The 11,340-nt window shown below is 72.7% G+C and carries 10 protein-coding genes and 1 pseudogene; 8 read left to right on the top strand and 3 right to left on the bottom strand.

Annotation, left to right across the window (positions count from 1 at the left end; translation table 11 throughout):
• Positions 1–78: 78 nt before the first annotated feature.
• On the top strand, positions 79–867 hold the full coding sequence (locus ACZ3YO_RS03200; protein WP_465564085.1) for a VOC family protein: 789 nt from the start codon (positions 79–81) through the stop codon (positions 865–867).
• Between the two features lie 69 nt (positions 868–936).
• On the opposite strand, the gene ACZ3YO_RS03205 is transcribed toward ACZ3YO_RS03200, so the two are convergent.
• The gene (locus ACZ3YO_RS03205; protein ID WP_465564088.1) at positions 937–1,398 is read right to left on the bottom strand and encodes a hemerythrin domain-containing protein; all 462 of its coding nucleotides are present in this window, start codon (positions 1,396–1,398) and stop codon (positions 937–939) included.
• Between the two features lie 250 nt (positions 1,399–1,648).
• Positions 1,649–2,245 carry a TIGR03086 family metal-binding protein gene (locus ACZ3YO_RS03210; RefSeq protein ID WP_465564091.1) on the bottom strand — a complete coding sequence of 199 codons (597 nt, stop codon included), beginning with the start codon at positions 2,243–2,245 and terminating at the stop codon, positions 1,649–1,651.
• 196 nt (positions 2,246–2,441) lie between these two features.
• On the opposite strand from ACZ3YO_RS03210, the gene ACZ3YO_RS03215 reads away from it, so the two are divergent.
• Entirely contained in the window at positions 2,442–3,011 is a 570-nt protein-coding gene (locus tag ACZ3YO_RS03215) for a DoxX family membrane protein (protein ID WP_465564094.1), read from the top strand.
• 371 nt (positions 3,012–3,382) lie between these two features.
• Positions 3,383–5,914 carry a collagenase gene (locus tag ACZ3YO_RS03220; RefSeq protein ID WP_465564096.1) on the top strand — a complete coding sequence of 844 codons (2,532 nt, stop codon included), beginning with the start codon at positions 3,383–3,385 and terminating at the stop codon, positions 5,912–5,914.
• A 161-nt stretch (positions 5,915–6,075) separates the two neighbouring features.
• Here the strand turns inward: ACZ3YO_RS03220 and ACZ3YO_RS03225 are convergent, their stop codons facing one another.
• Positions 6,076–6,837 carry a PP2C family protein-serine/threonine phosphatase gene (locus ACZ3YO_RS03225; protein WP_465564099.1) on the bottom strand — a complete coding sequence of 254 codons (762 nt, stop codon included), beginning with the start codon at positions 6,835–6,837 and terminating at the stop codon, positions 6,076–6,078.
• A gap of 234 nt (positions 6,838–7,071) precedes the next feature.
• Between ACZ3YO_RS03225 and ACZ3YO_RS03230 the strand changes: the two genes are divergently transcribed.
• From ACZ3YO_RS03230 to ACZ3YO_RS03250, 5 genes and pseudogenes are all read left to right on the top strand, one after another.
• A complete protein-coding gene (locus tag ACZ3YO_RS03230; RefSeq protein WP_465564102.1) occupies positions 7,072–8,184 on the top strand; it encodes an LLM class flavin-dependent oxidoreductase in 1,113 nt (370 codons plus the stop codon).
• Positions 8,181–8,804, top strand: a complete 624-nt coding sequence (locus tag ACZ3YO_RS03235; RefSeq protein ID WP_465564105.1) for an FMN reductase — start codon at positions 8,181–8,183, stop codon at positions 8,802–8,804. The genes ACZ3YO_RS03230 and ACZ3YO_RS03235 overlap by 4 nt, the downstream gene beginning before the upstream one ends.
• A gap of 321 nt (positions 8,805–9,125) precedes the next feature.
• On the top strand, positions 9,126–10,226 hold the full coding sequence (locus ACZ3YO_RS03240) for a Dyp-type peroxidase (protein WP_465564108.1): 1,101 nt from the start codon (positions 9,126–9,128) through the stop codon (positions 10,224–10,226).
• Entirely contained in the window at positions 10,223–11,029 is an 807-nt protein-coding gene (locus ACZ3YO_RS03245; protein WP_465564111.1) for a family 1 encapsulin nanocompartment shell protein, read from the top strand. Before ACZ3YO_RS03240 ends, ACZ3YO_RS03245 begins: the two co-directional genes overlap by 4 nt.
• Before the next feature lie 215 nt (positions 11,030–11,244).
• A pseudogene (locus ACZ3YO_RS03250) lies at positions 11,245–11,340 on the top strand (electron transfer flavoprotein subunit beta); the annotation flags it as partial.

Here is an 11,340-nt window from a genome sequence, read left to right on the forward strand (position 1 = left end):
GGCTGAAGGCGCCCGGGGCGGCCGGTCGGCCGCGGGAGTCGGGAGGGGCCCGGCGGCCGGGTGTCGAGGAGGTGCGCGATGGGCAGCGGTGAGACCGCCAGGGTGCGCTGTGTGGCGGCCGTTCCATGCTGGGTGAGCCTGATGGCGCGCGATCTCGACGCGGCGAAGGCGTTCTACGGGCCGCTGCTGGGCTGGGAGTTCGAGCCCGGGCCGGACCACCTCGGCCCCTATGTGCACGCGGTGGCGGGCGGCGAGGCGGTGGCCGGTCTGGGCGTCGCGGGCGGCGGCTGGGCCATGCCGGTGGCGTGGACGGCCTACTTCGGCACCGAGAGCGCGGACGCCGCCGCCGACTCCGTCCGCGAGCGCGGCGCGACCCTCGCGGTGGGCCCGCTGGCCTTCGACGCCGGGCGGGTGGCGTTCGCCGCCGACCCGGCGGGCGCGGTGTTCGGCATCTGGGAGGGCCCGCTCGGCCGGGCCCGGAAGCTCGACCTGCTGGGCGCGCCGGTCTGGATCGAGCTGCGCACGCCGGACCCGTTCGCCGCGGCGCTCTTCTACGGCGCGGTGTTCCGCTGGGACGGTCGTGACCCCGAGCGCTTCGAGGTGCGGTGGGAGCACGATCGGGTGGTGCTGCGGGCGGAGGGGCACAGCGTCGCGGCCCTGGCCAGGGAGCAGTCGGGCGGCCCGGCGGGCATGCCGCCGCACTGGGAGGTGTCGTTCTCGGTGGCGGACACCGACGCGGCGCTCGCCCGGGCCGAGGAGCTGGGTGGTACGGCGATCGGCCCGGCCTTCGACTCGCCGTACGGGCGGGTCGCGCGCCTCCAGGACCGCGAGGGCGGCCGCTTCGCGGTGATCAGCCCGAAGGGCTGAGGCCGGGAGCGCCGTGGGGCGGGCCTGACGATTCGCGTCGCACGCCTGGCGGGAACCGCCGGACACGCCTTACGGCCCGGCTTCGGCGACCGCCTCCCGCTCGGCCCGCAGCCGGTCGCCGAGCGCGGCGCGGGCGCCGGCCGGCAGGGCCTTCCGTGCGGCGGGGAAGAGCTGCTCCTCCTCCGTGGCCAGATGCCGCCGGACGAGGTCGGCCAGGCCCTCGTAGAGCGTCCCGAAGGCGGGGGCGCCGGGGCCGACACCCTGAAGGTCGGAGAGGTACTGGCCGATCGCCAGGTGCTCGTGGATGCTCGTGAACACCAGGGCCCCGCCGTCCGGCACGTCGTGCTGGACGACCGGGAAGAGGTGTTCCTCCTCGGCGGCGCAGTGGCTGAACAGCAGGTCGGTGAGGCGCCCGAGCAGCTCCGCGCGGTCGGGCCCGCCCTGTGGTGCCTCGTCGATCCGGGCGAGCAGCTCCGTCACCGCCCGATGGTCGGCGGTGAACTCGCCGAGGATGTCCGGCCTGCGGCTCATGGTGCGCCCGCCTCTCGTCCGGTGCTGCCCCCCGACAACTCCAGTATCCGGCGTCGCATGCACATACCGGCCGGTTGGGAGGGATCACTGCAGGTCAGAGGCGCTTTGCCTGGTCCCGTGCTCCCCGGATCCGGGCTCCTCGGGGCCCACCCTCCCCGTGCCCCGTCTCCCTGGGCCCTACGTCCCCGTGCGTGCCCTGCCTCCCTGGGCCCCACATCCCCGTGCCCTGCCTCCCCCGGAGCCGGATTCGTCAGAGCCGGTCGCGGCGCCCGGTGAGGGCGAGCAGCCGGGTCTGCGGGCTCGCGTCGTCCGGTACCGGCAGGGGCGGGTCGAACAGCCCGCTGCCGGAGAGGTCCCCGTAGCCGGAGACCTCGCCGAGCGCGAACTCGACCAGTCCGGCCGGCAACCGGGTGCGGCGGCGGATCCCCTCGGCGAGGTCCCAGGTGTGCACGACGGCGTCGGTGGTGAGCTGGTCCAGGTAGTACTGGCCGGTGACGTCGCCGAAGGAGAGGTGGACGGTCAGCTCGGTGGCGCCGGGCACCTCGAACGCCGCACGGGCGGCGTCGGCGGCGGCCGTCCAGGCGGAGGCCGGGTCGGAGCCGAGCACGTCGCCGTCGAAGCGGCTCCCGACCTCGGAGATCGTCGAGCCCATGAGCAGCTCGGGCACCCAGAGCTGCTCGCCGGTGAGGTGGTTGACCAGGTCGCGGACAGACCAGTCGGCGCACGGCGTCGGCGCGTCCCACTGGGCGGGCGTGACCAGCCGGACGCGGTCGCCGAACGCGGCCAGCGCCTCGGCGTAGGGCGTGCCGGGCTGTGCGGTCCGCCGGTGTTCCCTGCGATGAGCCATGCCTCCACCCTGCCCCCGCCTCCATCCCGCCGCGACTCGCCGCCGCGCGTGCGGCGCCGCCCGCGGGCATGTTTGTTCAAATTCGAACTTCCGGGTACGGTCGAGAAGCGGCCGGTTCGAATTTGAACGACATTGCCACCTCCCGGCCGCCGTACCACCCCCTCGATCCGACCGACCCCGATTGATGGAGACGCGCATGCCGAGCACCAGCCCGAGCACGACCGCCCCCACCACCACCGTCCTCCCAGGCCGGGCGGCCCCCGCCCCCGCGACGACCTCCCCGCACGCCTATGACGCCGGCCTGCTCCTGCTGCGCCTCGCCCTCGGCCTGACCATGGCCGCGCACGGCAGTCAGAAGCTCTTCGGCTGGTTCGGCGGCGGCGGAATCGACGGCACCGGTCAGTTCTTCACCATGAGCGGCTACCCGGCCGGCGACACGATGGCCGTGGTCGCGGGCCTGACCGAGACCTTCGGTGGCCTGGCCCTGGCCGCCGGCCTGCTGACCCCGCTGGCCGCCGCCGCGATCCTCGGCACCATGGTCAACGCACTCGCCGTCACCTGGGGCGGCGGCTTCTTCGCCCCCAAGGGCAGCGAGTACGAGCTGCTGCTCACCGCCGGTGCCGCCGCGCTCGCCCTGACCGGGCCCGGCCGCTACGCCGTCGACCGCTTCCTGCCGGTGCTGCGCGCCCACCGCCTGGCGTACGGCGTTGCCGCCGTCGCGGTCGGCCTGGTGACCGCCGGCGTCATCCTGATGCTGCGTAAGTGACCTTCGGGCCCCCCGGGTTCGCGGCGGAAGCCGTCCGCACCCGGCGGGGCCAAGGCGTTCGAGAGGGGCCGCCGGTCGTCCGACCGGCGGCCCCTTCGTGTGTGCGCGTGCCGCATCCGGCTGTCCGTGGTCCGGCGGGGAAGGTCGGCGTCAGAAGGTCGGTGTCCGGGGGCTTCCCACCGTCATGTGATGTGTGCCATGGTACATGTCACACTCCCCACCGTGTGCTGGTCGGAGCCGCTGTGCGGCGCCGTCGCAACGGTCCTCACCCTCGTACGGTCGCGCCCCCCAACGCGGCCGCAGAAGGCCCGGAGGCCCCCCACGTGAGAACCGCACGCCCTCTGTCGCAACTACCCCACGTTGCGCGACTGTTGACGATCACCCTGGCGCTCCTCCTGGCGGTCGGCCTGTTCACCCCGCGCAGTCAGGCGGCCCCCGTCCCGACCTCTCCGCAGTCCGGCGGCGCGGCGCCCGCCGCCCCCACGGACCCGGGCCCGCAGCCCGGTGTCGGCGCCACCCCGGATGACCACGGCAGGAACCAGCCGGTTCCGGCCCGCGACCGGGCCCCGCTCTCGGCCACCGCACCCACCGACGACCCGGCGTCCGCAAGCGCGGCGAAGTCCGCCAAGTCCGCGGCGCAGCAGGCCCCCGGCGCCACCGGCAGCGCAACCGCCGCGGCCTGCAACATCGGTGACTTCACCAGCCGTACCGGCAGCGCTCTCGTCCAGCTGATCAAGTCGGTCGACCTCGGCTGCGTCAACCAGCTCTTCAGCCTCACCGGAACCGACGCCAACAAGGCGTTCCGCGAGGCGCAGATGGTCACGGTGGCCGACGCCCTGCGCGACGCCGCCGCGAGCTACCCGGGCAACAACACCACCTCCGTCGGCCAGTTGGTGCTCTACCTGCGCGCCGGCTACTTCGTGCAGTGGTACCACCCCGCCGACGTGGGCACCTACGGCACCGCCCTGCAGACCTCGATACGCGGCGCGTTGGACACGTTCTTCGCCAACTCGCACTCCCGCGACGTCTCTTCGGACAACGCGGGCACCCTCGGCGAGGCCGTCACCCTGATCGACAGTGCACAGGAGAACGCCCGCTACCTCTACGTGGTCAAGCGGATGCTGGCCGACTACAACAGTGCCACCCACAACCCGGTCGGCATGGGGAACGCGCTCAACGGCGTCTTCACCGTGCTCTGGCGCGGCCACCAGAACCCCGCCTTCGTGTCCGCCGTACAGGCCGACCCGAGTGTGCTGGACTCGCTGTACAGCTTCGCCACCGCCAACAACGCCCAACTCGGCGGCGACTACACCTTCCTGGTCTACAACGCCGCCCGCGAGCTGGGCCGCTTCGTCCAGTACGCCCCGCTGCAGGCCAAGGACCGGCCGCTGATGAAGGGCCTGGCCGACCAGTCCTCGGTCGCCGGCCGGACCGCCTACCAGTGGTCCGCCGTCGCCGAGATGGCCGACTCGTACGACGCCGGCAACTGCTCGTACTACGGCACCTGTGACGCCGCCAACCGGCTCAAGGCGGCCAACCTGACGGTCAACTACACCTGCAGCCCGAGCATCCGGATCCTCGCCCAGGCCCTGGACACGACCCAGCTGAACACCGCCTGCACCAGCCTGACCGGTCAGGACGCCTTCTTCCACGGGGTCGTCAAGGACAACGGCCCGGTCGCCAACGACAAGAACACCACGATCGAGGTCGTGGTCTTCCACACCCGGTTCGACTACGGCGTGTTCGCCGCGATGATCTACGGCATCAACACCAACAACGGCGGCATGTACCTGGAGGGAAACCCGGCCACCGTCGGCAACCAGCCGCGCTTCCTCGCCTACGAGGCCGAGTGGGTGCGCCCGGACTTCCAGGTCTGGAACCTCAACCACGAGTACACCCACTACCTCGACGGCCGGTTCGACATGTTCGGCGACTTCAACGCAGGCATGGTGACGCCGACCGTCTGGTGGGTCGAGGGCTTCGCCGAGTACGTCTCCTACTCCTACCGCAAGGTGTCGTACGACGCGGCGATCGCCGCCGCCGGCCTCCACACCTACAGCCTGAGCACCCTCTTCGACACCACCTACGACAACAGCGACACCGAGCGGGTCTACCGCTGGGGCTACCTGGCCGTCCGCTACATGCTGGAGCAGCACCGCGCGGACATGGACGCCGTCCTCGCCAAGTACCGCGCCGGCGACTGGAACGGTGCCCGTACGTATCTGACCTCGACCATCGGCACCCGCTACAACGCCGACTTCGACACCTGGCTGACCGCCTGCGCCGGCGGCGCCTGCGGCACCACCACCAACCCGCCCGGCAACCAGGCGCCCAAGGCCGCCTTCACCACCGCCGTCGGCGAGCTGGCCGTGACCTTCGTCGACCGTTCGACCGACCCGGACGGCACCATCGCCTCCCGCGCCTGGGACTTCGGTGACGGCACCACCTCCACCGCCGCCAACCCGACCAAGTGGTACACCGCGCCCGGCACCTACACCGTCCGGCTCACCGTGACCGACGACAAGGGCGCCACGGCGAGCACCAGCCAGAGTGTCACCGTCGCCCGCCTGCCGGAGTGCTCGGGCGCCGACACCCGCCAGCTGGACAAGAACTGCCGGCGCAGCAACGTGGCGTCGACCACCGGCAACTACGCCCACTTCTACCTGTTCGTCCCGGCCGGGACGAAGCAGCTGAAGGTCAGCAGCACCGGCGGCACCGGCAACGCCGACCTCTACTACAACGCCGGCGGCTGGGCGTACACCAACGCGTACACCGCCAAGTCCACCAACCAGAGCAACAACACCGAGACCCTGACGGTCACCGATCCGCCCGCCGGCTACCTGTACTTCAGCCTCTACGCGGAGCAGGGCTTCAACGGGGTGAACATCAAGGCCGAGTACTAGACGCGCCGGTGACACACCTGTGAGCGGGCACCCCGGCGGAGCGCACCCAGCGCCCTGCCGGGGTGCCCGGCTGTCCCCCGTCGTCCGGTGGGACCGCGGGGCCAGGGGGCGGCCGGCACGTCCCGCCGCGCGCTGACGCGACGCGAACCGTCGGACAAGTCCTAAGCGCCGATCCGGACCAGCGCCAGCGTGATGTTGTCCGGCCCGCCCGCCTCGATCGCGGCCTTCCAGAGCTCGAACGCGGCCCGCCCGTCGGCCCGTTCGACGTCCTCGTGGGTGCGCGCCAGCAGTCCGGCCAGTTCCTCCTCGGGCACCGGGTCGGTCAGCCCGTCACTGCACACCAGGTACCGGTCCCCGACCGACAGCGGGGCGCTGCGCACGTGCGGCTCGACGAACGTCAGGCCCAGCGAGCCGCCGAGCGTCTGGGTGACCAGGGAGGTGGTGCGCCGTCCGGGAGCCGGCGGCGGGCTGTCGTCCACGCTGACCCGGTGCAACCCGTCGCCGTCGATCCGGTAGACCCGGCTGTCGCCGACGTTGAAGACCACCGCCTGCTCGGGCAGCAGCACCACGCCGGCCACCGTCGTGCCCATCGCGGCCAGCTCGGGGTCACCGGCCGCCACCGCGAACACGGCCCGGTTGCACGACTGGAGCGCCTCCCGGACGGCCTCCTCGCCGTCCAGCGCGGGCCCGGCCGTCGCCAGCTCCCGCGCCACCAGCGAGCTGGCCACCTCGCCGCCCGGGTGCCCGCCGAGGCCGTCCGCCACCGCGACCACGCAGGGCAGGCCGAGCGGGAAGAGCAGCGTCTGCGGGTTGGTGGTCACGGTCGCGCAGAGTGTCCACGGCCCGATCGTCAGGCTGTCCTCGTTGTGCTCCCGCACCAGGCCCTCGTGGCTCAGCGCGCTCACCGAGATGTAGGCCGCCATCGGTTCGCCGTCCTTCGCAGTTCCGGGCCGGCCGTCCTTGCCCTCCCATTGTCGCGCGGCCCCGGCCCGCCGCCCCGGGGCGCCGCCCCGACCGGTCCACGAGGCCACGTGCCGACAGGCCGTCGGCGCGGGTCGGTGCTCGGGGAATACCGCCGGAGCGGCCGGTGCTAAGATGGTTGAAACTTTGACGATCGGATCCTGAAGCCGGGATTCACCTGGAGTGTGGTGAGCAGCATGCAGTTCGGAATCTTCACCGTCGGCGACGTCACCCCCGACCCCACGACCGGCCGCACCCCGACCGAGCACGAGCGGATCAAGGCGATGGTGGCCATCGCGCGCAAGGCCGAGGAGGTCGGCCTGGACGTCTTCGCGACCGGCGAGCACCACAACCCGCCGTTCGTCCCGTCCTCGCCGACGACCATGCTCGGCTACATAGCCGCGCAGACCGACCGCATCATCCTCTCCACCTCGACCACGCTGATCACCACCAACGACCCGGTGAAGATCGCCGAGGACTTCGCGATGCTCCAGCACCTCGCCGAGGGCCGGGTGGACGTCATGATGGGCCGCGGCAACACGGGCCCGGTGTACCCGTGGTTCGGCAAGGACATCCGCCAGGGCATCCCGCTCGCCGTCGAGAACTACGCGCTGCTGCACCAGCTGTGGCGCGAGGACGTGGTGGACTGGTCCGGCCGCTTCCGCACCCCGCTGCAGTCCTTCACCTCCACCCCGCGCCCGCTGGACGGCGTCCCGCCGTTCGTCTGGCACGGCTCGATCCGCAGCCCGGAGATCGCCGAGCAGGCCGCCTACTACGGCGACGGCTTCTTCGCGAACAACATCTTCTGGCCCAAGGAGCACTTCCAGAAGCTGATCGAGCTCTACCGCGAGCGCTACGCCCACTACGGCCACGGCACGCCCGAGCAGGCGTACGTCGGCCTCGGCGGGCAGGTGTTCATGCGGAAGAACTCGCAGGACGCCGTGCGCGAGTTCCGTCCGTACTTCGACAACGCGCCGGTGTACGGGCACGGGCCCTCGCTGGAGGAGTTCACCGAGCAGACCCCGCTCACCGTGGGCAGCCCGCAGGAGGTCGTCGAGAAGACGCTGACCTTCCGCGAGTCCTTCGGCGACTATCAGCGCCAGCTGTTCCTGATGGACCACGCCGGCCTGCCGCTGAAGACCGTGCTGGAACAGCTGGACCTGCTCGGCGAGGAGGTCCTGCCGGTGCTGCGCGCCGAGTTCGCCAAGGGCCGGCCGGCCGACGTCCCGGACGGGCCGACGCACGCCGCGCGGGTCGCGGCCGAACTCGCCGCCCAGCGTGAGGAAGAGACGACGGAGGTGGCCAAGTGAGCACGTTCCGGCTGGCGGTGGTCAGTGCCGGGCTGAGCAAGCCGTCCTCGACGCGTCTGCTGGCCGACCGGCTCGCCGAGTCGGCTGTCCGTCAACTCGGCCTGGCGGGCGGCTCGGTGGAGGTCACGGTGATCGAGCTCCGTGACCTCGCCACCGACATCGCGCACAACTTCGTGACCGGGTTCCCGGGTGCCGCGCTGCGCGAGGCGATCGGGACGGTGACCCACGCGGACGGTCTGATCGCCGTCACACCGATCTTCACCGCCTCGTACAGCGGCCTGTTCAAGTCCTTCTTCGACGTGATCGACCACGACGCCCTGGCGGGCAAGCCGGTGCTGATCGCCGCCACCGGCGGCACCCCTCGGCACTCGCTCGCCCTGGAGCACGCCGTCCGGCCGCTCTTCGCCTACCTGCGGTCGGTCGTCGTCCCCACCGCCGTGTACGCGGCCACCGACGACTGGGGCGCGACGGGGGACGGGCACACCGACGGCCTCCCGGGCCGGATCGACCGCGCGGCGGGCGAGCTGGCCGCCCTGCTGGCCGGCCGCGGTCCGGCGGCCGCGGAGCAGCCGGAGGCCGTGGTGCCGTTCGCCCAGCAGCTGGCGGCTCTGCGGGTCTGACGGCCGCGGGCGCGGAACGGAAGGGGCGGGCCCGTGGGCCCGCCCCTTCGGCGTGCCTGCGCCCGGCCTCCCGCCGCTCCCGCCGCCGCTCCTCCGGCCTCTTCTCCAGCCTTCTCGGCTGCCTCGGAGGGCCGGCGGGTGAGGCCGGGAGCAGGCCCCGGCAGTGGTCGCCGGCCCCGGCGGACGCCCGCCCGCCGGGGCCGTCCGGGCGTGTGTCGCCCTAGCCCCGATGTCCGCTCTGGGGTGTAATCGTACGCATGATCAGATTTGCCCAGGTCCGTTCCGCCCCGCCCGCCCCGGAGCCCTGAGGTGGAGCCCGCCGTGCCGCCCGAGCCCGCCGTGCCGCCCGAGCCCGCCGTGCCGCCCGAGCCCGCACCCGTGCCGCAGGCCGTTCTCACCCCGCTCACCAGCGCCGCGATCTTCCTCGTCCTCACCGTCGACCCCGGCGGAGAGCAGGCCGTCCGCGAGCTGCTGCCCGACCTGGCCGGCCTGCGGCGCGCGGTCGGCTTCCGGGCCCCGGAGGGCGGCCTGACCTGTGTCACCGGCATCGGTTCCGACGCCTGGGACCGTCTCTTCGCCGGTCCCCGCCCCGCCGACCTCCACCCCTTCCGCGCGGTGGCCGGCGCCCGCCACCGAGCCCCGGCCACCCCCGGCGACCTGCTGCTCCACCTGCGGGCGGCCCGGATGGACCTCTGCTTCGAACTGGCAGGCGAGATCACCCGGCGTCTCGCCGGCGCCGCCACCGTGGTCGACGCCGTCCACGGCTTCCGCTACTTCGACGACCGCGACCTGCTCGGCTTCGTGGACGGCACCGAGAACCCCGAGGGCCGGGCGGCGGCCGCCGCGGTCACCGTCGGTGCGGAGGACGGGGAGTTCGCCGGCGGCAGCTACGTCATCGTGCAGAAGTACCTGCACGATCTCGCCGCCTGGAACGCCCTGCCGGTCGAGGAGCAGGAACGGGCGGTCGGCCGCACCAAACTCGGCGACATCGAGCTGGCCGACGCGGTCAAGCCCCCCGACTCGCACGTCGCCCTGACCGGCGTCACCGGCCCGGACGGGGAGGAACGGCAGATCATGCGCTTCAACATGCCGTTCGGCTCCTTCGAGGGGGCGGGGGAGGCCGGGACGTACTTCATCGGCTACGCGCGCACCCCCGAGGTGACCGAGGAGATGCTGCGCAGCATGTTCGTCGGCCGCCCGCCGGGCACCCACGACCGGCTGCTCGACTTCTCCACCGCGGTCACCGGGTCGCTCTACTTCGTCCCCGGCGCCGACTTCCTGGACGACCCGCCCCCCGCGCCGCGCTCCTCCGCTGCCGGGGTCACCGCCGGGGCCGCCGCCCCCGCCGGCGCCGCCGTCACCGTCTCCGTGCCCGATGGCTCGCTCGCCATCGGCAGTCTGAAGAGGACCCCCGCCCGATGACCAACCTGCACCGCGACCTGGCCCCCGTCTCCGCCGACGCCTGGGCGGAGATCGAGGAGGAGGCCCGGCAGACCTTCAAGCTCCACATCGCCGGCCGCCGCGTGGTCGACCTGCACGGCCCCGACGGCGCCACCCTCGCCGCGGTCGGCACCGGCCACCTCTCCGGCATCGACCCGCCCGCCGAGGGCGTCCTCGCGCACACCCGCGAGGCCCAGCCGCTGGTCGAGCTCCGCGTCCCCTTCACCGTCGGCCGCGCAGCCGTGGACGACGTCGAACGCGGGTCCCGCGACTCCGACTGGCAGCCCGTCAAGGACGCCGCCCGCACCCTCGCGCTCGCCGAGGACCGCGCGATCTTCGAGGGCTACCGGGCCGCCGCCATCGAGGGCATCCGGGCCGGCGCCACCAACCCGCCGATCCCGCTCCCCGCCGACGTCCGCGACTACCCCACCACCGTGAGCCAGGCCCTCACCGCCCTGCGCCTGGCCGGTGTCGGCGGCCCCTACTCGCTCCTCCTCGGCGCCGACCCCTTCACCGCCGTCAGCGAGACCAGCGACCACGGCTACCCCGTCGCCGCCCACATCGCCCGCCTCCTCGACGGCGAGATCATCTGGGCCCCGGCCATCCAGGGCGCCTACCTGCTCTCCGCCCGCGGCGGCGACTTCGAACTCTTCCTCGGCCAGGACGTCTCGGTCGGCTACCTCTCCCACGACGCCGACTCCGTCTCCCTCTACCTCCAGGAGTCGATGACCTTCCGCCTCTACACCGGCGAGGCCGCCGTCGTCCTGGGCGGCCCGGGGCTGTGAGCGGCAAAAGGGTACTGAGTTCCTTTACGCGGGGTACTGAGTGCCGTATTGTCTCGGTTGAGCCTCTGACGCCAGTCGAAGAGAGCCGACACGGCTTGCCGGTCAAGGTCGCGCTTGCTGCGCGCAGGCCGCACCCTGGCCGGACTTGGCACTCAGTACCCTTGGCATGACCTGAGGCCATGGATCCAGTGCACCCGTAATCAGGAGAACCGCTCATGAGCTTGAGGATCGTTGTCTGTGTGAAGTACGTGCCGGACGCGACGGGTGACCGTCGTTTCGCGGACGACCACACCACCGACCGGGAGGGCGTG

This window comes from Kitasatospora sp. NPDC022785 (assembly GCF_055561295.1).

Bases quoted from the DNA above. Each gene is read 5' to 3' on its own strand.
- ACZ3YO_RS03205 (WP_465564088.1), bottom strand. From the start codon at position 1,398: ATGAGCCGCAGGCCGGACATCCTCGGCGAGTTCACCGCCGACCATCGG.
- ACZ3YO_RS03225 (WP_465564099.1), bottom strand. From the start codon at position 6,837: ATGGCGGCCTACATCTCGGTGAGCGCGCTGAGCCACGAGGGCCTGGTG.
- ACZ3YO_RS03215 (WP_465564094.1), top strand. From the start codon at position 2,442: ATGCCGAGCACCAGCCCGAGCACGACCGCCCCCACCACCACCGTCCTC.
- ACZ3YO_RS03210 (WP_465564091.1), bottom strand. From the start codon at position 2,245: ATGGCTCATCGCAGGGAACACCGGCGGACCGCACAGCCCGGCACGCCC.
- ACZ3YO_RS03245 (WP_465564111.1), top strand. From the start codon at position 10,223: ATGACCAACCTGCACCGCGACCTGGCCCCCGTCTCCGCCGACGCCTGG.
- ACZ3YO_RS03230 (WP_465564102.1), top strand. From the start codon at position 7,072: ATGCAGTTCGGAATCTTCACCGTCGGCGACGTCACCCCCGACCCCACG.
- ACZ3YO_RS03200 (WP_465564085.1), top strand. From the start codon at position 79: ATGGGCAGCGGTGAGACCGCCAGGGTGCGCTGTGTGGCGGCCGTTCCA.